Annotated in this window: 27 protein-coding genes and 2 pseudogenes; 21 read left to right on the forward strand and 8 right to left on the reverse strand. The window is 39.3% G+C overall.

Features of this window, described 5'->3' with window-relative positions; all coding sequences use genetic code 11:
* Nucleotides 1–43: 43 nt before the first annotated feature.
* From BC751_RS07730 to BC751_RS21885, 5 genes are all read right to left on the reverse strand, one after another.
* Nucleotides 44–196 carry a DUF4295 domain-containing protein gene (locus BC751_RS07730; protein WP_130275047.1) on the reverse strand — a complete coding sequence of 51 codons (153 nt, stop codon included), beginning with the start codon at nt 194–196 and terminating at the stop codon, nt 44–46.
* 44 nt (nt 197–240) lie between these two features.
* Nucleotides 241–423, reverse strand: a complete 183-nt coding sequence (gene rpmG, locus BC751_RS07735; protein WP_106568478.1) for a 50S ribosomal protein L33 — start codon at nt 421–423, stop codon at nt 241–243.
* A gap of 37 nt (nt 424–460) precedes the next feature.
* Nucleotides 461–703, reverse strand: coding sequence for a 50S ribosomal protein L28 (rpmB, locus tag BC751_RS07740; protein WP_130275048.1), 243 nt, complete (start codon nt 701–703; stop codon nt 461–463).
* A 237-nt stretch (nt 704–940) separates the two neighbouring features.
* On the reverse strand, nt 941–2,146 hold the full coding sequence (locus BC751_RS07745; protein ID WP_130274857.1) for an IS256 family transposase: 1,206 nt from the start codon (nt 2,144–2,146) through the stop codon (nt 941–943).
* Nucleotides 2,147–2,389: 243 nt separating this feature from the next.
* Nucleotides 2,390–2,557 (reverse strand): C1orf53 family protein, encoded by a 168-nt coding sequence (locus BC751_RS21885; RefSeq protein ID WP_165389813.1) that lies wholly within the window; start codon nt 2,555–2,557, stop codon nt 2,390–2,392.
* An 85-nt stretch (nt 2,558–2,642) separates the two neighbouring features.
* On the opposite strand from BC751_RS21885, the gene rocD reads away from it, so the two are divergent.
* The 19 genes and pseudogenes from rocD (at nt 2,643) to BC751_RS07835 (ending at nt 18,188) form a co-directional block, all read left to right on the forward strand.
* The gene (gene rocD, locus BC751_RS07750) at nt 2,643–3,917 is read left to right on the forward strand and encodes an ornithine--oxo-acid transaminase (protein WP_130275049.1); all 1,275 of its coding nucleotides are present in this window, start codon (nt 2,643–2,645) and stop codon (nt 3,915–3,917) included.
* A gap of 275 nt (nt 3,918–4,192) precedes the next feature.
* Nucleotides 4,193–4,849, forward strand: a complete 657-nt coding sequence (locus tag BC751_RS07755) for an HAD family hydrolase (protein WP_130277532.1) — start codon at nt 4,193–4,195, stop codon at nt 4,847–4,849.
* A gap of 329 nt (nt 4,850–5,178) precedes the next feature.
* On the forward strand, nt 5,179–6,351 hold the full coding sequence (locus BC751_RS07760) for a DUF4221 family protein (protein WP_130275050.1): 1,173 nt from the start codon (nt 5,179–5,181) through the stop codon (nt 6,349–6,351).
* Nucleotides 6,329–6,775, forward strand: coding sequence for a hypothetical protein (locus tag BC751_RS22040; RefSeq protein WP_207226853.1), 447 nt, complete (start codon nt 6,329–6,331; stop codon nt 6,773–6,775). The genes BC751_RS07760 and BC751_RS22040 overlap by 23 nt, the downstream gene beginning before the upstream one ends.
* A 292-nt stretch (nt 6,776–7,067) precedes the next feature.
* Entirely contained in the window at nt 7,068–7,811 is a 744-nt protein-coding gene (locus tag BC751_RS07765; protein WP_207226854.1) for a hypothetical protein, read from the forward strand.
* Between the two features lie 346 nt (nt 7,812–8,157).
* Nucleotides 8,158–9,366, forward strand: coding sequence for a porin (locus BC751_RS07770; protein WP_130275052.1), 1,209 nt, complete (start codon nt 8,158–8,160; stop codon nt 9,364–9,366).
* A 398-nt stretch (nt 9,367–9,764) separates the two neighbouring features.
* A complete protein-coding gene (gene hemB, locus BC751_RS07775) occupies nt 9,765–10,733 on the forward strand; it encodes a porphobilinogen synthase (RefSeq protein WP_130275053.1) in 969 nt (322 codons plus the stop codon).
* A gap of 136 nt (nt 10,734–10,869) precedes the next feature.
* Nucleotides 10,870–11,049, forward strand: a complete 180-nt coding sequence (locus BC751_RS07780) for a hypothetical protein (RefSeq protein WP_130275054.1) — start codon at nt 10,870–10,872, stop codon at nt 11,047–11,049.
* Nucleotides 11,046–11,423 (forward strand): type II toxin-antitoxin system death-on-curing family toxin, encoded by a 378-nt coding sequence (locus BC751_RS07785; protein WP_130275055.1) that lies wholly within the window; start codon nt 11,046–11,048, stop codon nt 11,421–11,423. The genes BC751_RS07780 and BC751_RS07785 overlap by 4 nt, the downstream gene beginning before the upstream one ends.
* 31 nt (nt 11,424–11,454) lie before the next feature.
* Nucleotides 11,455–11,595: pseudogene (locus BC751_RS07790) on the forward strand (porphobilinogen synthase); the annotation flags it as partial.
* 240 nt (nt 11,596–11,835) lie between these two features.
* Nucleotides 11,836–13,128, forward strand: coding sequence for a hypothetical protein (locus BC751_RS07795; RefSeq protein ID WP_165389814.1), 1,293 nt, complete (start codon nt 11,836–11,838; stop codon nt 13,126–13,128).
* Nucleotides 13,129–13,139: 11 nt separating this feature from the next.
* Complete coding sequence (locus BC751_RS07800) at nt 13,140–13,748, forward strand: hypothetical protein (RefSeq protein ID WP_130275057.1); 609 nt, start codon at nt 13,140–13,142, stop codon at nt 13,746–13,748.
* A 158-nt stretch (nt 13,749–13,906) separates the two neighbouring features.
* Nucleotides 13,907–14,536: a hypothetical protein gene (locus BC751_RS07805; protein WP_130275058.1), complete on the forward strand. Its 630-nt coding sequence runs from the start codon at nt 13,907–13,909 to the stop codon at nt 14,534–14,536.
* A gap of 10 nt (nt 14,537–14,546) precedes the next feature.
* Entirely contained in the window at nt 14,547–14,822 is a 276-nt protein-coding gene (locus BC751_RS07810; protein WP_106569023.1) for a hypothetical protein, read from the forward strand.
* A gap of 1 nt (nt 14,823) precedes the next feature.
* Nucleotides 14,824–15,435 (forward strand): hypothetical protein, encoded by a 612-nt coding sequence (locus BC751_RS07815; RefSeq protein ID WP_130275059.1) that lies wholly within the window; start codon nt 14,824–14,826, stop codon nt 15,433–15,435.
* A 220-nt stretch (nt 15,436–15,655) separates the two neighbouring features.
* Entirely contained in the window at nt 15,656–15,925 is a 270-nt protein-coding gene (locus tag BC751_RS07820; protein WP_130275060.1) for a hypothetical protein, read from the forward strand.
* Nucleotides 15,926–15,967: 42 nt separating this feature from the next.
* Nucleotides 15,968–16,333, forward strand: coding sequence for a hypothetical protein (locus tag BC751_RS07825; RefSeq protein WP_130275061.1), 366 nt, complete (start codon nt 15,968–15,970; stop codon nt 16,331–16,333).
* A gap of 144 nt (nt 16,334–16,477) precedes the next feature.
* A pseudogene (locus tag BC751_RS07830) lies at nt 16,478–16,615 on the forward strand (porphobilinogen synthase); the annotation flags it as partial.
* Nucleotides 16,616–17,042: 427 nt separating this feature from the next.
* Nucleotides 17,043–18,188, forward strand: coding sequence for a DUF4221 family protein (locus tag BC751_RS07835; protein ID WP_130275062.1), 1,146 nt, complete (start codon nt 17,043–17,045; stop codon nt 18,186–18,188).
* A gap of 78 nt (nt 18,189–18,266) precedes the next feature.
* On the opposite strand, the gene BC751_RS07840 is transcribed toward BC751_RS07835, so the two are convergent.
* Nucleotides 18,267–18,641: a co-chaperone GroES gene (locus tag BC751_RS07840; RefSeq protein ID WP_130275063.1), complete on the reverse strand. Its 375-nt coding sequence runs from the start codon at nt 18,639–18,641 to the stop codon at nt 18,267–18,269.
* Nucleotides 18,642–18,859: 218 nt separating this feature from the next.
* Nucleotides 18,860–20,773, reverse strand: a complete 1,914-nt coding sequence (gene dnaK, locus BC751_RS07845; protein WP_130275064.1) for a molecular chaperone DnaK — start codon at nt 20,771–20,773, stop codon at nt 18,860–18,862.
* Between the two features lie 163 nt (nt 20,774–20,936).
* Between dnaK and BC751_RS07850 the strand changes: the two genes are divergently transcribed.
* The gene (locus BC751_RS07850) at nt 20,937–21,311 is read left to right on the forward strand and encodes a hypothetical protein (RefSeq protein ID WP_130275065.1); all 375 of its coding nucleotides are present in this window, start codon (nt 20,937–20,939) and stop codon (nt 21,309–21,311) included.
* Nucleotides 21,312–21,315: 4 nt separating this feature from the next.
* Nucleotides 21,316–22,110 (forward strand): MOSC domain-containing protein, encoded by a 795-nt coding sequence (locus BC751_RS07855; protein WP_130275066.1) that lies wholly within the window; start codon nt 21,316–21,318, stop codon nt 22,108–22,110.
* Nucleotides 22,111–22,164: 54 nt separating this feature from the next.
* On the opposite strand, the gene BC751_RS07860 is transcribed toward BC751_RS07855, so the two are convergent.
* Nucleotides 22,165–22,902: a DUF6733 family protein gene (locus BC751_RS07860; RefSeq protein WP_242617403.1), complete on the reverse strand. Its 738-nt coding sequence runs from the start codon at nt 22,900–22,902 to the stop codon at nt 22,165–22,167.
* Between the last annotated feature and the right edge of the window lie 33 nt (nt 22,903–22,935).

A 22,935-nucleotide genomic window follows, 5' to 3' on the forward strand; every position in this document is an offset into this window, starting at 1 on the left:
TTTTGCCTGAAGGGACTTTTACTGCATTACGATGTAAGGCAAATTATTTTTTCAAAACGTCCTGTACCATAGGGGTAGGAACCATTTCTTCTTTGAAGGTATAAGCACCGGTTTTTTCTGACTTCACAGCCTTGATTACCTTAGCGTAAGTGATACCACCTTCTTTTTTCAGGGTTGCTACTACTTTCTTAGCCATATCTTTGAGGGTTTAATGCCGCTTGGTGCAACAATGATCCTAAATTATTTAATTTCTTTGTGAACCGTCACTTTCTTCAAGATAGGGTTGTATTTTTTCAACTCCAATCTTTCAGTGGTGTTTTTACGGTTTTTGGTGGTGATGTACCTGGATGTTCCTGGAACACCTGAGTTTTTGTGCTCAGTACATTCCAACACTACCTGAACTCTATTACCTTTCTTAGCCATCGCTCTATATTTTTAAATGGATAAAACCTGATCTATATTATTTAATGATGATCATACCTTTGTCCTGAGCTTCCTTCAATACAGCGCTTACACCTTTCTTATTGATGGTTCTCAAGGCTTTAGTACAAACTTTCAACGTGATCCAAGCATCTTCTTCAGGGATGTAGAAGTTTTTTTTGTGCAAGTTTGGATAGAACTTACGCTTGGTCTTGTTGTTCGCGTGCGATACATTATTACCTACTCGAGGTCTTTTACCGGTGATGTCACAAACTTTTGCCATGATATATTATCGTATGATTAGAGACGTTTTTTCAATTGAGTCTGCAAATATCGGACTTTTAGCCGAATTACCAAAAGCAGGTTTCAAAAATATTCTGTAAAGTTTTAAAAATGTGCGGGATTGAGTAAGAGACAAAAGACTCAAGATTTTAGACATAAGACCTAGGTTAGGGAAATAATGAACTATTCACAGACACTATCCCGATAAGTGTGTAAACTTTAAATTATGATTTTATTGTCAGGTATCAAGAAGCCTGACCCTATCACCAAATATAAGCAGGAAACTGTTAAGAATAGCTCCCCAGTCTCTGATAGGCATAGTCCATTTTTTCGATGCTTCTCTTGCAGCGAGAAAAACAGACTTCATTACGGCATCATCTGTCGGGAAAGAGAGCTTGTTTTTGGTGTATTTTCTGATCTTTCCATTGAGATTTTCAATCAGGTTGGTGGTATAGATGATTTTACGGATTTCAGCCGGGTAATCGAAGAAAACGGTGAGTTCATCCCAGTTGTCCCTCCAGCTTTTGATGGCATAAGCGTATTTGGATTCCCATTTTTTGGCAAAATCGTTCAGGGCAGCCCAAGCAGCATCTTTTGTAGGGGCGGTATAAATTTCCTTCATATCCCTTGTAAACGCCCTGCGGTCTTTCCATGCGACATATCTACATGCGTTTCTGATCTGGTGGACGACACATATCTGAGTGACTGATTGGGGGAATGAAGCTTTTATCGTATCAGTAAACCCGTTCAGGTTGTCAGTTGCCGTTATGAGAATATCTTCAACCCCTCTGGCTTTCAGATCAGTAAGTACCCCCATCCAGAAAGCCGAAGATTCATTCTTGCCAAGCCAAAGGCCTAGGATCTCTTTAAGGCCGTTAGTTCTGAGGCCAACGGCAATGTAAACGGTCTTGTTGACCACTTTGGAGTTCTCCCTGACTTTGAAGGATATACCGTCCATCCAAACGATCAGGTATACAGGGTCAAGCGGCCTGTTTCTCCATGCAACAATATCCTCCGCTACGGCACCGGTAACCCTTGAGATGGTGGAAGTGGATACATTGATGTCATAAAGCTCGCGGATCTGCTCTTCGATGTCCTGGTTTGACATTCCCTTGGCATACATGGATATGATCACGTTTTCAACGCCCTCCGCCATGCTTCTGCGTTTGGGCACGAGAGCAGGCTCAAAGCTACCCTCCCTGTCTCTTGGAACTTTGATTTCAGCTTCCCCAAATGTGTTTTTTATTGTTTTGGTGGAATAGCCGTTCCTTGAATTGGGATTATCGGAATTCTGATGCTTTTCATAGCCAAGATGGGCATCCAGCTCGCCTTCAAGCATTTTCTCAACGGCTCTTTTCTGAAGCTGTTGAAGGAAGGAATTAAGCTCCCCGGCAGTCCTGAACTGCTTGAGGAAGTCATCATTTAGGAGATCTTCTTTTTTCATTTTTGTAATCTGTGTGTTATAAAGGTAAGAAATTGTCCACACACAGACCGGGGGGCGCCTACCGCGGGTTCCTCAAATTCCCTGTGCGATTTCTTCTAAATCACACAGAGAATTTCGAGGTTTAACTTTAACTTCGTAAGTAGTGAAACCAACTTACACAGTTTGTGTCATAGTCCCTATTCACAGTTTAACTAACCAATCAACCAATCACTAAACAACTAATAATTAATCACTAATCACCCTTCACTCAACTCCCTTCTCCTTATAGGGACAATGCCTGCATCCGCTTCCACAACAATAGCCTCTTCTCAAATGGTACTGTGCTGTAAAGACCATCAGTCCCTGTTCGTTAAAATAATAATCACCTGGCCTCAACTCCATTGGAGAAGTTGGCTTCTTTTTGGAATTCATTCTTTATCCTACCGCCTTTTCTTATATTTGTCCAAAAGGAACAATTGGTGAAATTTCCCCTTCAGGGTACAAAACTACAAATTTTATGATGGAAACAATAAACTCAAGTAAGCAGGCCATTGCATTGGAAGATAAGTATGGAGCCCATAATTACCATCCTTTGCCGGTGGTATTGTCCAAAGGTGAGGGGGTTTTTCTCTGGGATGTGGAAGGGAAAAAATACTATGATTTTTTATCTGCCTATTCTGCGGTCAACCAAGGACACTGTCATCCCAGGATCAAGGGGGCATTGATTGAGCAAGCCGGAACCTTGACACTGACTTCAAGGGCGTTTTACAATGATGTTTTGGGTCCCTTTGAGAAATACATTACCGAATATTTTGGTTTTGATAAAGTGCTGCCCATGAATACAGGAGCAGAAGGAGTGGAGACAGCCATCAAAATTGCGAGGAAATGGGGCTATGAGAAAAAGGGAGTGGCTGAAGGACAGGCTAAAATTGTAGTGGCAGAAAATAATTTTCACGGCAGGACCTCTACCATCATTTCATTTTCGTCAGATGCCAATGCCAGGAAAAACTTTGGCCCCTACATGCCAGGCTTTATCCGCATACCTTACAATGATATAGATGCCCTCAAGGCAGCCCTGGAAGATGAAACGGTAGTGGGATTCTTAGTCGAACCGATTCAGGGAGAGGCAGGGGTGTACACGCCCGCTGAGGATTATATCCGTAATTGTGCGGCGATCTGTAAGGCAAAGAACGTGCTCCTTATAGCTGATGAAATTCAGACGGGAATTGCAAGGACGGGTTCTCTTTTGGCTGTTTGCGGCAACTGTACCTGCGAAGGGCATTGCGAAAGGCAAAGTACCTATACCAAGCCGGACATCCTGATTTTGGGCAAGGCCATTTCCGGAGGATTCTATCCCGTTTCGGCTGTTTTGGCAGATGAAGCGGTCATGGAAGTGATCAAGCCGGGCACCCATGGATCCACTTTTGGCGGCAATCCCTTGGGCGCAAAAGTCGCCATGACAGCCTTGGAAGTTGTGAGGGACGAAAAACTGGCCCAAAATGCCAGGAAATTGGGTAAGGTTTTCCGTGAGCGTATGCAGGTATTAGTGGACAAATACAGTATTTTAAAATTGGTGAGAGGTAAGGGTTTGCTCAATGCTGTGGTTGTCAATGATTCACCTCAGAGCAGTACCGCCTGGGATATGTGTATAAAATTGGCTGAGCATGGCCTTCTTGCAAAACCCACACACGGTAATATCATCCGATTTGCTCCTCCTTTGGTCATGACTGAAGAGCAACTGCATGATTGCTGTGATATCATCGAGAAGGTGGTGAAGGAATTTGAGAGGTGAAATCATGAAATATCGTGGAAATACGATTGAAATAAAGTTGAAATATTATTAACAGATATTTAAGGATATCGCATATTCATGGATACTTTCTAAGATTGAAATGTAAATATTTCTGAAAAAGGATCCCTCCAGGATATTTAAGATCTTGGAGGGATTTCCATAATAAGTAAACAGCATTTTAATATGCATATTATGGAAGAACTATAACTCTCTGTACTATAAGTCTTGTTTTCTTTTATCGTTAGCTTTACCAAACCAAAATGCCTATTAAACCAATGAAAAAAGCCATTATTTTCGACATGGACGGTGTTATCTGTCACACCAATCCATTTCACTCTGTAGCTTTTCAGGAATTTTTTGCTAAAAGGGGACTTTACCCTACCGAAGAGGAGTTTTCCTTGCACATGTATGGGAAAAGCAACTCCTATATCATGAGTCATTTTCTGGGAAGGAAAATTGAAGGACAGGAATTGTTGGAACTGGAAGATGAAAAGGAAAGCTTGTTCAGAGAGATTTATCAAGATAAAGTTAATCCCATCAATGGGTTTTTGGAGTTTTTTGAATCCCTAAAAGAAAATGGATTACTTACAGGAGTAGCCACTTCTGCACCTAGGGCAAATTTGGAATTGATTATCGGCAAGCTTGGGATTGTAGAAAAAATGGAATCCACCTTGGCCAGTGAGGATGTGAAAAAGCATAAACCCGATCCTGAAATATACTTAAAGTCTGCCAAAAACCTGGAGATGTTCCCAGAGTGCTGTGTGGTTTTTGAGGATTCGTTTTCTGGAGTAACAGCAGCTAAAAATGCAGGAATGAAAGTGATAGGCGTACTTTCTTCCCATACCAAGAAGGAATTACCTGTATGTGACCTTTACATAGAGGACTACAGGGGGTTGGATGTAAAGAATATATTGAATTTGTTGTTTAATTAATCAATACCAGACCTGAGGTTTCTTTCAACTAAGCTTGACTTATATTATTATTATTATTGTCCTGATTAAAAATATGTTAAATCTTTAAATAATAAAAAAATGAAAAAGTTATTTGCTTTATTTTGTTGGAGCTTTCTTCTTAGGATCAGGCATTGAAGGAAAAGCTGATTGCATGGAGTTTCAATTTAAAATTGTTGATCGAAACCCGACTGCATGTATGGGTAGTGGAGTAGATTGTTTTCTCAGAATTTGTAGTTATGAGTAATTTTAGAGGGTAGATGAAATGATTAAACTTTTCATCTCTCCGATTTATTTTAATTCTATTCAAGATGGAATATCAAAAAATTACCTTTTCGATTTTGCTGATTATATTTTCCTTCATGTTTTCATGCAAAAATCTATCTGATGACTTTAAAAACGAAACAGAAGGTTTTTTGGAGAGGGTTGGGGAAATAACTTTTGCTTTAGATGAGTTTTCTACATTTGAATTTTATAATGCAAAAATTGTTTCGGTTCATGGTAAAGAATTATTGGCCAACCTGAATTACATTAACTTTTCTCTGGACTTTTATGATGTAGAACAGGGTAAGTTATTCCATAGGATCAAAATTGGAAGAGGAGGTCCAGAGGGAATAGATGATGTCCAGGGGTTTTGGTTTCATAATCAGGACTCAATTTTTATTTTCCCCCGGTTTAAATTACATGGAAGTACAATAGTTAATTGGGATGGTAATTTTGTAGATAAATTAAATCCTCCAAGAATTCCGGATATCCCTGGTGGTATTCTCTTGAACCATCTTTCCACTTCCTCGACTCCTACTTTTGTTTTGGATCAAAAAATTTATTTTATGAGGTATCCCATAGATAATAGATTTATAGGTGAAGACAGTTTTGAGAGCTTTGGAATATTGGATTTGAAAAAAAATCTTTTTGAATTTTATGAATTTGAGTATCCAAGTGTCTATCGCGGTAAAAACCATATCATGGAATTTTACACATTTTCAGGTGATTTAATGAACGACAGTTCTTTCCTGCTGTCATGGACCATATCTGACTCGGTGGATGTTTACAGTGTAAATGAGTCAGGTATTTCTAAAATAAAGAGTTTTTATGCTTCTATTCCGGAATTTCAAGTGCCAAATTCTAATTCATCATTTATCACCCCGGAAATGGAAAAAAAAATAAAATTTGAGTCTTTCTCCTATGGTGCTATAACATTTGACCCCTTCAGAAACCAGATTCATAGATTATTGTATCTTCCTACACAATATGAACCCGGTAGACATAAAAAGGAAAACCCTTATTTAGTAACTGACTTTTTAATCTTGACCTATGATGATAAATTCAATCACTTAGGCACAACACATTTTAAAGGTGGAATTTATGATCCACGGGTGTTCATAGTAGGTAAGAAAGGGTTGTTTTTTCCGCGGATAGGGCAAAGAATCAGGGATTTAAAAGAAGATGAGATCGTATATCATGTTTTTTCAGGTACAAACTAAGTATGCTGGCTTTTGGGTTTTCAATATGTTTTTTATTATAGTGATGCAAATGTGTTTTTCATGTAAAAACCCGGAAACAACCAAATCTCTCGAAGAAAGGATTTTTGGATTGAAAAAGGCTTATCAAATACATGCTAATCATTCTCTTTTGATCATTGATCTTGATGGTTGTAGTACTTGTGTAAATGATATATATGTCCACCTTGATGACCTTAAAAATCAGAAAGACCTTTCAGTCATCTTTAATTCTAATTTTAATAAAAAGTTCAAGAATTATGTGGGGGATAATTGTGAAAGGTGTTATTTGGATAGTTTAGGGAAATCATTTGAATACGACTTATTGCAAGGTCCCGCCATTCTATATCAAAAAAAAAGTGAAATATATGACTCCATTCCATATCCAAATTTCAAAGAAATTATTTAGAAAGTCTTGTTGCTTTTTTTTGATCTCCGTGATTTTTTGGAATTGTGGGGAAAATAAAATTGAAGAAAATGATAGACCATTAAATGATAGCACGATCATCGAAAAAGTAATGGACAGGTTTGATCTAAATGTACAGTATCATGATGGTAAATTTTGGTTGATGGTGGATAATGGGGCTAAAGTTCTAGTTTATAAGGAAGATGAAAAATTAAAGGAGTTTACTCTCAGTGACATCAGGTATGGTATGGGGCATTTTTATATTACCGGTGGAGGTTTTTCTACAGGATTTCTGTTGGATCAAAATCAGTTGGTCTGCTTTCAGCACACCCCAAATCAACTAAAATTCGTAGATATATTTTCAGGTCAAATAAAACTTACAAAAGCGTTAGAGCTTAACTTAAAAGGAAAGTTAAAATACATTGCACCTTTAGACAGAAAAAATGCCTTGATTCAAATTATTGATAAAGAAGAACCAAATAGATTGGTAGTTGCGAAATTAAATATTGATACAAATCATTCGGATTTATTTTTATCGGAAAATCTAGAGTTCAGTTCAGAAGATGTTATAATCAAAGTTTTTGGGAAAAAGATCTATGTTTTGCCTCAGCAAACTTTGAAAATGTGGGTTTTTGATAAAAATTCCGGTGAATTATTGAATAGGATTAACCTTCCGGCACTTTCTATAAGAGAATACAAGGAAAGACCAAAGTTTGATACTGAAAATCCTTTTAAGTGGCTTGAATTGACACCTTTGGAAAGGATCCAGTATAAAGAAGACAAATACATCGATTTTTTTGTGAAAGACGGACTACTGTATCTTGCTCATTTAATTTATTCCAGGGACGGGGAAGATTCTGGTTCAGTTGGGTTTTATTGGTCAGAAATAGACTTAGAAAGTGGGGAACAAGTAGAAGGAACATTTCTTAATCAGCAGTTTATTGGCTTTGATGGAAATGGAAATTTTTTTATTTTAAAAAATGACCCTATAAGGATTATCATCCAGCCGGTTTCAGAAGTGTCTTTACTTTTTGATTGAAGGAAAAAACAGGAGTTTTACCTCTAATCGAATTCTTTGTTTATGAATCTTAAATTAAGCATTTCTGAAGAAAATCAAATTTCAGGTTATTACAAGTAACAATTTTTTAAGCATTTATTAACATTGAAATTTTCTTAACATTTGCTTAATATGGTTTTAGGTTCATCATTCCCCGTTTTTTCATCCTTTTTTGGTTTGTCAAGCCTCTTCCGGGCGAATGTTAAGAAACCTTAACTTTTAGGTATTAACAAATTCATAATAATCGCGTCATTATAAAGAAATATTTCAATAGCAATTTTGCATCGCTGTACGATAAGTATTTGATACTTAAATAAAAAATTCTGGTATGCGATCAAAGTTCGCAGTGGTCATGGCCTTAGTGCTCATGACATTCATTGACGTTTTTGCAAGGGACGTTGATGAAGACACTATTCCACCGACTAGCACAATTGCGCAGGTCAAAAAAAATTGGTATGAGACCATTCAATTGCGAGGCTATGCGCAATTGCGGTACAATGGTCTATTCGAGACCAACCCCAACCTTCAATGTGCCCAATGTGACAGGTCATGGGGAGGAGGTGGGGGATTTTTCTTCCGTAGGATCCGTTTGATCTTTTTTGGCCAGATCCATGAGCGCGTGTATTTATATATCCAGCCGGATTTTGCATCAGATGGGAAAAACTTAGGGCAGATCAGGGACGCCTATTTCGATCTTGCCCTGGATGAAAATCAGGAATTTAGGTTGAGGTTGGGGCAGTCCAAAGTGCCTTTTGGATTTGAAAATTTGCAATCCAGTCAAAACAGGATTCCCTTGGATAGAAATGATGGGCTGAATTCAGCTGTTGCCAACGAGAGGGATATTGGGGTCATGTTCTATTATGCCCCGACCGAAATCAGAAAGCGTTTCAGTTATCTGGTATCCTCGGGACTGAAAGGGTCTGGAGATTATGGGATTTTTGGGCTTGGATTATATAATGGTCAAACTGCCAATGCCCCGGAAAGGAACAGGAGTTTACATGTAGTGTCTCGGGCAAGCTATCCTTGGGAACTGAATTCCGGCCAAATTATCGAAACTTCTTTTCAAGCCTACACGGGAAAATTTGTGATCAATAGAAATCCGTTGACTGATTTTGATCAGACCGAGTTTGAAGAATTCCGTTATGGACCTACGCTTGTCATCTATCCCCAGCCTTTTGGTCTTCAAGCGGAGTTCAATTGGGGCAGAGGCCCAGAATACAATCCTGAAACCAACAATGTGGAGGACGCTCCCATCAAAGGTGGGTATGTTATGGCCACCTACATGCTGAGAACCCAAAAGGATATTTTCATTCCATTCTCGAGGTTCCACTATTATAATGGCGGAAAGAAACATGAACTGGATGCTACACGACATCGGGTCAAGGAGTTGGAATTGGGGGTAGAGTGGCAGCCTCATAAGGCCTTTGAATTGGTGGCCATGTACACCATTTCGGACAGGACCTTTGAAAATTCACTGAACCCCAATAATAGGCAAAAAGGCAGTTTATTAAGGTTACAGGCCCAGGTCAACTTCTAAAGAAAATTATAAAGTTTAGTCTATATATTTTAAAAAGCAGGCTTCTTTTGGGGCCTGTTTTTTTGGTGGGAGGCAAGAAACAAGATATAAGAATCAAGAGAAAGAGTTCTGAAATTGTATTTGGGAAGGAGGAAGCGAAGGATAAGAGAAAAAACACAAGCTTACCAAGTACGGTGTACCAAGTATAAAGTATTGATAAATATGCTTTGCTATAAAAAAGCATAATTTAAGGTCCTTGGGTGAAATGGTTGAGGATAGTTAGAAATAAGAAATATATTGAAATTGACGGATAGATGCCACTTGCGATATTACATGTCTTGATATAAGCCCCATAAAATCCAATTTCCAATTTCAAGTCTAGGGTATTCCCCTTACCTTTGCGAAGAAAAGACGCTGATATGCTGAGAAGACCTAGAAGAAACAGAAAATCCCAAGGAATACGTGATATGGTCGAGGAGACCAGACTTTCGGTTAAGGATTTCATTTTTCCATTGTTTTTGATCGATGGGGTCAACCAAAAAGTGGAAGTGGCTTCTATGCCCGGCATATATCGACTTTCATTGGATTTGATGTTGCAGGAGATTGAGGAATGCTTGGCGCTAGGCATCAAGGCCTTTGATATTTTCCCGGCTTATACTGAGGTCAAGAAAGATAAATTTGCAACGGAGAGTTACAATCCCGACACTTTTTACCTTAAAGCCATCCATAAAATCAAGACAACCTTTCCCGAAGTTGTGGTCATGACAGATGTGGCCATGGATCCTTATAGTTCTGATGGGCATGATGGCCTGGTGAAGGACGGTAAAATTCTAAATGATGAAACTTTAGAAATCCTGGGGAAAATGTCCCTTGCACAGGCTCAGGCAGGTGCGGATATCCTTGGGCCTTCCGATATGATGGATGGCAGGGTAGGCTATATCCGCAATATCCTTGACCAACATGGATATATTGATGTGTCCATTATGTCCTACACTGCCAAATACGCTTCAGCATTTTATGGACCTTTTAGGGATGCTTTGGATTCTGCCCCGAAGATGGGTGATAAAAAAACCTACCAAATGGATCCGGCCAATTACTATGAAGCTTTGATTGAAGCAGAATTGGATACAGAGGAAGGAGCAGACTTTCTGATGGTGAAACCTGCATTAGCATACCTGGATGTTATCCGCCTGTTGAAAGACAACTCGAACCTGCCTATTGCTGCTTATAATGTCAGTGGGGAATATGCCATGATCAAAGCATCTGCACAAAGGGGCTGGCTGGATGGAGAAAGGGCTATGCTGGAAAGTCTCCTGAGTATCAAGCGTGCCGGGGCGAATGTGATTCTGAGTTACTTTGCTAAGGAGTTTGCGTTGTTGGAAAAATAGGGTCAACAAAAAGAAAGTTGATAATCTGTAATTAAAGGAATATTTCTTTAACTTAGTTCTATTAAAAAGCCTTAATTATCAAAACGAACGATAAGTATTTCATTATTGTTTTACAAATAGTTAAAAAGAAAATGCAATGGAACAAAAGAAGGAAATTGTTGATATTGTAAATAAACTACCGGAAGAAATTTTGGGTGAACTTCTAAATTACCTTCGCCAAGTTGAAAAAACTTCTACTGAAAAAATGCGTTTGTCTCTCAACTTAAAAACCATATTAAAAGAAGACGCTGAACTACTTGAAAAATTAGCAAAATGATAAACCACGAAGAGGTTATTGAAATCCACCAAATTTTAATAACCAAATTTGGAGGTTTGCAAGGAGTTAGAGACGAAAATGGACTAAAATCAGCCATTGAAAGACCTTTCAGTGGTATAGGGGAAACTGAGTTTTATCCAAGCCCAGAAGAAAAAGCAGGAGCTATCCTTGAAAGCATTATTAAAAATCATCCTTTCTTAGACGGAAACAAGAGAACTGGGTATGTATTGATGCGTTTAGTTTTAATGAACTTTGACAAAGACATTTATGCAACCCAAAATGAAAAATATGATTTTATTATTTCAATAGCATCAGGTAAACTGTGTTTTAATGATATTGTTGATTGGATAAAACAAAGAACTTTTCAAAAGTAGTATAGATTAGAAAAAATAAAGCCTACTGTAAATCAAAGCATCTGCCCAAAAGGGCTGGCTGGACGGAGAAAGGGCCATGCTGGAAAGTCTCCTCAGCATCAAGCGTGCAGGGGCGAATGTGATTTTAAGTTATTTTGCAAAGGAATTTGGTTTGTTGGAAAAGAACAGGTAAATGATTTTTTTCCCAAAGGAAGGTTTAAACTTAGATTTTATCGAAAAATACCCAATGTTGGGTATTTTTTTTGTCAACTATAATCCTTTCCTTTGAAACTAACCAATTTCACTATGAAACTAAAAAACACCCCCTCCCCCCCCACACACACATTTACTATCATTTAGTCTAATCTTTTTAGCGCTAATCTCATTTTGGTCCTGTACGCTCAATGAAATTGAGACTCCCGCACAATTAGAGGTGGCAGACCCACTTTCAAAGTCAAAGGATTACTATAATCAAGAAAAAACAACCCAAGGGAGCATGTATGCAAGAATACAGGCAGAACTTGAAGTTTATCCATATTGGGAAAGTTCAAAGTATCTAGTTGATGAGCAGATTTTAATAGTAGCTGCCCATAGAAAAGTACAGGCAACCTATGCACATGAATATCTACGCAGAATAGTATTTAAATTTGATGCTAGCGGCCAAGTGATTAAAGGTGGTGTTTTAGAAATGTCCACCAAAGAGGAAAACTTGCTGCTAATCAATGAAGATATTTTAATCGAGGGCTTTCTGAATGGCATAAAATCTCCCAAAGTAACCTATTTATGGTCTGATTTTGCTTCTAGGCTTGTCGATGGTCTTCAAGCAAACGGATTGTCAGTTGAGCGATCCTTAGACCGTTTTCTCCAATCAAACACAGATATTTCAAATTTCAATTTTGAAAATTGCATAGACTGGTATTGGGTATATAGTAATGGTTATGAAGAGTACAGTCATACGACTTGCGGATCAAGTTGCGAAGGAAATACCCAAGACGCTTGCTTGGATGATGGACAAAATGGTGGAGTAGGTGGAAATGGATTAGAGACCGAAGAGGAGGAGGAAATTGATATGGAAGTTTTATCTGATTGTCATAAAGATATTATTAAAAAATTGATAGGTTCATCACAGCAAGAATTCAAAAGAATATTTGAAAAATTTAACGGAAATCAACCAGTACCTGGAAATTATAATGTTAAATTTCAATACGGTACATGTCCGCTAGGGGCAACAGCTTGTACTAGTAAAAACATCCAAGACGGATGGGCTACCATCACCATCAGCCAATCCGTGAATCAAAACGCAACAGACCTTTCGTTTGCTAGGACCATGTTACATGAGACACTGCACGCTTATTTGATATTTGAACAGAACTACCCGTCAGGTTGTGACCTGAACTGCTTACTAAACAACTATATCAGCAAATACGGGGGGAATAATTTAAATCCCGCACATCATAACCTGTATGTCGAAACAAAGTTCCTGAACGATATCGCCACCGAGCTGAGAAACTACGCTGCGGGTGCGGGATATAACGTAAACACCCTGGGAGATCAGTTTTTCAAGGATATGGCCTGGGGAGGGCTTCACGAAACGAACCTGTTTAAAGCAAAACCAATTTCTGAGCAAAATAGAATCAATGCCAGGGTAAAAGCTGAATTGACGGGCGGATCTCATACCTATGGGAGTAGCAGTGCATCGCCAATTGGTATTACAGCATGCGATTGAATTTGTGTTTTATGAAAAGATTTATATTCATGGTATTTTCTCTGTTCTTAATGCTTTCATGCACTGACAGGGAGGTGAAGGAGACCAGGCTTTTAGTGAAGTCCTTGGTGGCAGGAGAGGCGAACCACATTGTCGACACAGTACTTGTTTCAAATCAAGCCGTGACTGACTGGATAGAGAGGGCGGGTTTGGATTCCTGTATCCTTGGGGATTTGATAATGAACAACAAATTGGAGCTGGGATTATTTAAGTCAGAAAATTTCGAATCGGACTTTTTATCCGAATCGGATTACGAGAAGTTATGCAGAGAAAGCGTAGTCGATTTCCGATTTAGCCAGAAACATGTTCCCGAAGATGTATCGATTGTTCCGTATGAGTATATCCAGGGGTTACTTGAAAAATTTAGAGTTGATGGGCAGACACCAGAGATTGGGGTAATAGCTTGGTATAGTTTCTCAAGACCAGTGTTTTTTCAAAGCTACAAATATGCGTTTGTGTATTACGAAAGGTTTACCATCTCAGCTCCAATGATCGATGGCGGTACATCACTTTTGTTTTTTGAAAAATGCGATGATGGAGAATGGAAGTTGATATTATCCCAGATGCTGATGATGACATAAACCAAAGTGGGCTGATGATGGCCGTAAAGTTACATTAATTGAGGGGGAGTTAGTAGATTGTATTATTCATAGAAAAGATGATGATACCGTAAGGAATTCCCTGGCTTGAAGTAGGATTACCAACTGAATAGAACCTGAACTCTATAACAAAAACTACTATGGAGCAATTCCGAGAGGGTAGAAAGCCTGTGAATAAAATGAAACCTTATATCTTCATCATTGGAATAGTTACCTTGACATGCCTGGGCTGCACAACAAGGGAAGAGAGGGAGATCAAAGCCTTGATGACCGCCGTGTTCCAAAAGGAGTTGGGCGCTGGTCGCAAAGTCATTTTGTTTGAGGATGCAGAAACTAACTGGGAAGTTCCTTGGCTTGATTCTTGTTCGGCCGAAGGAATCCTGAGCCTGGAAAGCGATTTTCACCATAAAGTGTCGACTAAAGATATTATTACACTGGAGGATGTCGAAAAGATTTGCAGGGAGGGGAGAGAACCCTACAGGTTCCGTAAGGAGATGTTTCCGGAGGGGATACATGTCTCTCCGGATAGGAGTCGGTATGACAGTATTGTGGAGGCGTTTTACAAACATCTCGGCGAACCGGAAATAGTCGAACTAGATATGGAACTGAGAAAATACATGAAGTACAAGGCGATTTCCAAACCGGTCTTCTTGCAAGGATACAGGTATGCGTTCTTGTACATCTCGAGAGAAGGTCCCCATTTCTCTGTCTACAAGAAGGATGACGGCGATTGGACACACTATTTTACAATTACGCTTATGTTGGTATAGATTAGAATCATTGGGGAATATCGCCACCGAACTGAGAAACTATGCTTCGAGTGTGGGTTATAACGTAAATACCCTTGGGGATCAGTTTTTCAAGGACATGGTCTGGGGTGGTCTGACTGAAACTGATGTTTTCAAAAACTCCAAAACTATAGCTGAACAAAACAGGATAAAAGATAGAATTAATGCGGAGATTAAGGGTGAGTCAGTCGTTAGAGCTGTAAACAATTCCAATGGTGGTTATACTAATATTGTAACGGCACCTAAGGCTTTGAAAGCATGTGATTGATATGAAAACATTAATAAAAGTACTCATTGTAGTTATTGGATGTGCGTCCTGTCAAACTAAGGAGCAGGAAGAGATTGCGTCCTTACTTGGGGCTATTTTCGAAAGGGATGTTGTAAGAGGCGATTCCGTCTATTTTATACAAGATGCCGTATTGGATTGGGAAGGATACCAGGAGGGTTCACAATGTGACTTTGAATGGTTAGAAGATTTTATGGGGAGCAACTCATTTAATAAAATAGAAGTATCAACCATATACACCGAAAAAGATGTCGAGCTTATATGCAATGAAATTGGTAAAACCTATAAGTTTTTGCCTACTCAGCTACATCCGCAGATTAGTCTTGTAGCTAAGGAAAGGATTGACAAAATGATTGCTTCCTTAGAAGAAAATGTAAAGAGAGGTGGCCCAATATATATTACCGAGGAAATGGACAAGTTTAGGTATTATGAAAAATTATCAAAACCCATTTTCACCAAAAACTATAGGTACGCAAAAATATACAGGCAATCGGTTTGTTTTCCAATCCTTTGTGTTGGGCCAGTTTTGACTATTTATGAAAAAATAGATGGTACATGGAAACCGATTGCTGGGCAGAACTTCTATCTGGTTTGATAGGAGCTATCTAAAGCTATTCAAGCCTCAAAGTTGCCTTGAGGCTTGAATATATCAGAAGTGAAATCTGGAACAACTAAATCGTTTGTTTGTTCAAGCCATTTTATTTAGATTGTTAAAAAAAGACATTGAGAGAAGGAGTTTCTTGCATCAAACAATTAAGTATTGAAGATTTTTTGATGACCACATATCAAGGGACCACTCCTTAAGGCAAAAAAGCATGTTAATATTTATGAGGGTTTTTAGTTACTTATTCCTTGTCAGCCTTTTGATTTCCTGTGGTAAAACTACCAAAGATGATACTGAGACTGGATTAGAAGGGTCGAGAGAAGACACCACACAAATACACGAATTTATCAATTTTCTTTATCTTCCATTAATTGAAAGAGATACGATATTCTTTTTGGTTGAGGAAGCTGTGTTTGATTGGAGAGGTAAGTTGCCTGAATCAAGCATAATTGGAATGCGAAATTTGTACCATTGGCATTAATTTCAGCAGAATTCCAATAGGTATTCTACCAGGGTGAAGAATATGTCTGTACTCGATGTGTTTAGTGGAGGAGATGAGTTTCAAAAGGTTATACAAGAGTCTTTTGAAAAGTACACATTCCAAAAAAGCTATTTATCCAGCGGCATACAGCTTTTGGACCGGAAGTATATTCATCAGGCTCTCTTGTCACAAACGGATAGCCTCAAGGAAGATAAGTTACGGTTTTTGGAATTCTATGAAATCTCAAAACCAGTATTTTTTGGCGAAGCAGATCGATTTTGTTTCCTATACAGGTCGTATGTTTCCTATCATTGGGGTATAGGTTCAGGAAGTAATGCTATTTCAATCTATAAAAGAACCGACCAGGGGTGGAATGAAGTAGTAACATTCGGTTTAATAATGTACTAATTCTTCTCTGAATTTGGTCTCAAAATTATATGCAGGTCGTTTTAGGTATTCAGTGGGAGGTTTTAGAAGTACTGTCCTAGGTTAGATTGACATCAAGGTTTAGAAGCTAGACAAATAAAAAGCACAAAAAGAAAAATAAATTTAATCATTAAACCTTCAGCTGAACGTGGTTCGATAGATGGAGAAAGGGCCATGCTGGGAAGTCTCCTCAGTATCAAGTGCGCCGGGGCTAATGTGATTTTAAGTTACTTTGCGAAAGAGTTTGGGCTTTTAAAAAATTAATAGATAGTTGCTACAACGTAAAAATTAAATAGGTAACTATTTGATATCTTATTTTTTTTTTTTTAATTGCTAGGAGTCGGGCCGGGCTATTAATCAATTTCTAACTTAAAATTTTAAACGAAATGAAAAAAATTGCATTGTTTTCAGCACTAGTAGTAGCTTCTATAGTTATGTTGAACAGCCCTGTAGAGGCGGCAAGTTATGAGCCGACTTATCCAGCCAGATGCTGTGATTATCAAGGTTTTGACAATTGTGTTAATTATAATTGCACAAGACCAAAGCCAAATCAGTAGGTTTCATTTGGTGTTTGTTTCCACAATGGAACAAACACCTCTTTTATTGAATATTTGCTAAAAGCAGATGGTCATAAAAAATAATTTTCCGAGTTTTTCTCTACTAAGTTTCTTTTATCTAAAGCTAATTTTCCATGAAAAACAACGCTTATCTATTGAATTTCCTACTTCCTTTAGTTTTAATATCCTGCAGTCAGAAAGATCAAAAAAACACAAAAGCCATGCTTCAGGCCGATGGGAAAATTATAGAATTTCAGCTTGATGATCAGACGCCTAATGTAAGTATGGGGATGGATTATTATTCAGGTTTGTTGTTCAATATCAATTGGGCTTACAACCAACTCCAGATTTATGATTTTGCCAGTAGAAAGCTAATCAAAAATCTAAATTTTGAGGTTGAGGGGGATCAGGGAGTGGGAGAACTTTTTGGATTTCATGTGCACAACCTAGACAGTATTTTCCTTTTCAGCCAGATGGATCCATTTATTTACCTAACCGATACTTCGGGTTTTGTCCGTCAAAAGGTCAGGTATCAAATACCCGATGGTTATTCATCGGCATTTGTCCATCCCGGTTATTTTCTATCACCACCAGAATTAAGGTCAGGAGAATTGATCGTAAAAACACATTTTGCAGGCAATTACAGGGAGGTAGATAATAATGCTTTGAAGCAAAAGCATATGGTTTATGCCATTAATCTTTCTACTGGAGAGACGAGGTTTTTGAATCATACCTATCCTGAGGATTATCTGGCCAATGGCTTAAAGCATTTTGAGCCAAGTATCGCTAGAAATAAGGATAAGATAGTTTATTCCTTATTTGGAGATCACCGGTTGTTTTATGCTGGTTCTTATGATGAAAAACTCTTATCCAAGGAAGCGCCAAGTGCCTTTTTAGAAAAAAACTTAAAATTGTTCCCGCTTGAGGGAGGAAGATTTGAAACACAGCAATACCTTCTAGCTTCTTCTAGGTACGAGAGTTTGGTGTATGATCCTTATCGTAAAGTGTTTTATAGGTTTGCCTATCCTACGCTTGAAGTAAGTGAAGAAAATGATGTACTTCGATTGAGAACTGCACCGGGACCTTTTGTAATCATGGTTCTTGACAATGACCTCAATGTCATAGGGGAGAGCTATTTTGAAAAGGGGGATTACTTGCCTTCCAATTTTTTTATCAATGAAGAAGGTTTGTTTATTTCTCTTAATCATCCTGATAATCCGGAAAATAGTGAAGAGCACTTTAGGTTTCAAAAATTTTCCCTGCAATTTTTGGATAGTTAAGAGCTAAGAATGAAACATCAAAAGACCTGTCAGGTTTCAAAAACCTGACAGGTCTTTTGATGAATTCTCAATAAGCGGTTAGAGTTCCTCTTCCCTTTCCAGCATCAGAATAGAATGTTGGGGTACGATATAATATTTTTCTCCTTCATACATCACTTCGTAGGAGCCGTTCAAGAGGAAGATTGCCAAATCGCCTTCTTTGGCCTGTAAGGGAATGTATTTAATGGCTTCTTCCCTTTCTTTCCAAGGTTCATCGTCTTCCACCGGAGCTGGGATAGGATAGCCTGGACCTGTTTTGATGATAAAGCCCTGCTGGACCTTTTCTTTTTCCTGTACTCCTGGAGGAAGGTAAAGACCGGATGAGGTCCTTTCGTCTGCTTTTCTCAGTTTGATCAGTACGCGGTCACCCACGATGATCAGTTTTTTAAGTTTATTGTCGGGAGTCAATTTCATCTTTTAGACTATTAGCGTTTAGAAGCGAGAAATTAGAGATAAGATTGTAGAATGGAGGAAGGTAGAATTTTGAAGGATTACACTGCAATTCTTTCATCCCATCCCTTTCATCCTTCTTTCTTTTAGAGTGTCTAATCTCTCGACTCTAATCTCTCGACTCTAAAAAAAGAGGCATCCATATCAGATACAGATGCCGTCTTTTGTTGGTTCAGTTGTTATTACTTTTTGTCTTCAGATACTTCTTCGTAATCTACGTCAGACACACCGTCTCCGGCATTCGTGCTGCTGGCTCCGGCCCCTGCACCTGGCTGAGGCCCTGCACCTTGGGTAGCATTGTAGATTTCCTGCGAAGCAGCCTGCCAAGCATTGTTCAAATTGGCCATCGCTCCATCAATACCTGCAAGGTCTTTGGCTTCATATGCTTTTTTCAAAGTCTCCAGCGCACTATTGATAGAGGCTTTATTGCCATCGGACAATTTGTCTCCGTATTCTTTCAATTGTTTTTCAGTCTGGAAGATCAAGCTGTCAGCCTGGTTAAGCTTTTCAATTTTCTCTTTTTCAGCTTTATCGGCTGCAGCATTTGCTTCAGCTTCGCGCTTCATTCTGTCAATATCTTCCTGGGACAGACCTGAAGAAGCTTCGATTTTGATTTTTTGCTCTTTGCCAGTTCCTTTGTCTTTTGCTGACACATTCAGAATACCGTTTGCATCAATATCGAAGGTTACTTCAATTTGAGGTACGCCTCTTGGTGCTGGCGGAATGTCGGTAAGTTGGAACCTACCGATGGTCCTGTTGTCTTTGGCCAATGGTCTTTCTCCTTGCAATACGTGGATATCCACGGCAGGCTGGTTGTCTGCAGCGGTGGAGAACACCTCTGATTTTTTTGTAGGGATGGTTGTATTGGCTTCGATCAACTTGGTGAATACCCCGCCCATGGTTTCAATACCCAAAGAAAGCGGTGTCACGTCCAATAGAAGCACATCTTTCACTTCACCTGTCAATACACCACCTTGGATGGCAGCTCCTATAGCTACTACCTCATCAGGGTTCACGCCTTTAGAAGGTTTCTTGCCGAAGAATTTCTCAACTTCTTCTTGGATTTTAGGGATACGTGTAGAACCACCAACCAAGATCACCTCATCGATATCTGAAGGGGTCATACCTGCATCCTGAAGTGCCTTCTTGCAAGGTTCCATTGTCCTTCTTACCAAGTCTTCGGACAATTGCTCAAACTTGGCTCTTGTCAAAGTTCTTACCAGGTGCTTAGGGCCTGTTTGTGTGGCAGTGATATAAGGCAAGTTGATTTCGGTAGAAGCGGAGCTTGATAATTCTATTTTAGCTTTCTCGGCAGCTTCTTTCAGTCTTTGAAGTGCCATTGGGTCTTTTCTCAAGTCCATTTGTTCTTCTGCCATGAACTCATCAGCCAGCCAGTTGATGATCACTTGGTCAAAGTCATCACCACCCAGGTGAACATCACCATTGGTGGATTTCACTTCAAATACACCGTCTCCCAATTCAAGAATGGAAATATCGAATGTACCACCACCAAGGTCATACACTGCGATTTTCATATCCTTGTTTTTCTTATCCATACCGTAGGCAAGTGCTGCAGCTGTTGGCTCGTTGATGATCCTTTTCACTTCCAAACCTGCAATCTGACCAGCCTCTTTGGTGGCCTGACGCTCTGCATCGTTGAAATAAGCCGGCACGGTAATGACCGCTTCAGTGACAGTCTGACCCAAGAAATCTTCCGCCGTACTCTTCATTTTTTGAAGGATCATGGCAGAAATTTCCTGTGGGGTATAAGTCCTGTCACCAATTCTTATAACAACAGTGTCATTTGGTCCTTGTTCTACTTTGTATGAGGCATGTTTTTTCTCTTCAGAAACCTCTGAGAATTTTTTGCCCATGAATCTTTTTACGGAAGAAATGGTATTTGCAGGGTTGGTGATCGCCTGACGTTTGGCAGGATCTCCCACTTTTCTCTCTCCGTTACCATTATCCAAGAAAGCCACGATAGATGGCGTGGTTCTTCTTCCCTCTGAGTTTTGGATCACCACCGGCTCGTTACCTTCCATTACGGCCACACAAGAGTTGGTGGTACCCAAGTCAATACCTATGATTTTTCCCATGATTGTATATTTAATTTCTGTTATTGATTACAAATTCAGTTACATGTCCTATTGGGCAATGCTTGTGCCAAGGTGATATCGGTGTGTTTTCGTGTCAGATTGACAGATTTTTTGTCAGTAGCAGCTTCTTGGACTTAATATTTTGTCATTGGGATTGCTGAGTTTGTCAGAGTTGCCACTGGGACTTCATAGGGCTTACCGGCTTCATATTGATTTGAAAAATCCTGCCCAAATAATAATTTGGTTACAAAAGGATGCACCGATGCAACCTCTTGAAGAAATGCTGTATCTTAGTTATATGGAAAGGAGGTTTCATGCTAAACTCAGGAAAGAAAGAAAGAGATGGGTGGCCGTAGTGATCATCTGTGCTTTAAGTTCAATGGCTTTTTCCTCCCAGCTTTCATTCCGGTCTATTACGTACCATTTGGTACATCCATTGGAATTTTTCAAGATGGAACAGGAAAACCCCTTCTACAAGATTTTGACTATTTTTAAAACAGGAGACGTACCGGATAAGTTGAAGAAGTTCAAAATGTAACAGGATGTTTTTACAGGATATTTACGTATATCCCATCAAATCTTTGGGTGGGATTAGACTTGATGCTGCCAAATTGGAAGAAAAAGGCATTCAGTTTGACCGCAGGTGGATGTTGGTGGATAGGGAAGGGGTGTTCTTAAGTCAGAGGACTTTAACCCAAATGGCATTGCTTCAGGTTCAACTGTTTGATGACAGGATGGAAGTTTTTGAAAAATTTCAGTCCAAGAACAAGCTCCAAATTCCATTTCATACCCATTCTGAAAACCTAATTGATGTCACGATTTGGGAGGATACAGTCAAAGGGCAGGTTGTCAAAAAGGAAATCAACGACTGGTTCAGTGAAATTTTAGGTTTGGATTGCCGTCTGGTCTTGATGCCTGAAAGCACAAAAAGAAGGCTGAAGCCTAAATACGCAATCCATGGAGAATCTGTTAGCTTTGCCGATGGCATGCCTTACTTGATCATCGGGCAAAGTTCATTGGATGATTTGAATGCAAAACTGCGGGTTCCTGTCCCGATGGACCGCTTCAGACCCAACTTGGTTTTTAATGGTGCTGCGCCCTTTGAAGAAGATTCCTGGGGAAAAGTTAAAATAGGGGAAGCGGTATTTAAAGTGACCAAACCTTGTGCCCGCTGTGTAATGACCACCGTGGATCAGGAGACCGGGGAAAAGGGGAAAGAACCTCTCAAGACTTTGGCTGCTTACCGTACGGTTCAGAATCAGGTCATGTTTGGCCAAAACATGCTCCTTTTGGAAGGCAGTCAGATTCAGGTTGGTGATAAAATAGTTCCCATTTGATTGTAATAGGGAAAAAAATATAAAAAAAGAGCCGGAAAAACCGGCTCTTATTGTTTAGAAGCTGAATCCTGTAGTCAGTTTAAAGAATGAATCATTTCCTTCTACCAAGTCCGTTCCGAAAGAGAACCTAGCAAACGGTCCGCCTCCTGGCTTAGTAAATTGTACGTAGGGTCCCAACCACTGATACACGTCTGTGGATGTAGATACATTGGATCCACCGGTATTTACTAGGTGCTCAAAGTGACCCCCAAAAGAAAAGAAATCAGAGGCTTTGTAACCGAAATTTACCCAATAGTGAAGGTAGGAAAGTGTGGTTCCACTTGGAGGAGCCTCATTTCGTAATGGAGCGTAAAAACCCGCATAGATCTGTCCTTCAGTTTTAGCTTTGTCCAATCCTATAGTAAGGTTAGGTACTACGCCATCGCCAAATCTTCCGGCGCCAATAGTTCCTGAGGAAAGGAGGTTGCCACCCAGAATACCGATTTGAGGATTGACAGAGACTCCATCAGCTACATCAAAATTCATCCCTACACCAAACTCGGTCCAATTGCCCCAAGCACCACCGGTTCCACCTGACCAAAGGATACCGTAAAAAGTAAACGCGGTGTTGTCGCTCAACTTGTAATTGCCCTGAAAGAAGGGATAAAATCCGAAGAATTGATCTGAGTTCAAACTTACATCAAAACTGAACTTGTCATCATCTTGAGCATTTGCTGTCTGAAAGGTAATAGCCAATATAAATAAGGCTATCAGTGAACTGCTCTTAAGCAGTAAAGTAAATTTGTTTTTCATAGGTTGAATAGGTTTTATGAATAATAGGTTTGT

Origin of the sequence: Cecembia calidifontis, assembly GCF_004216715.1 — a bacterium.
GTDB lineage: Bacteria > Bacteroidota > Bacteroidia > Cytophagales > Cyclobacteriaceae > Cecembia_A > Cecembia_A calidifontis.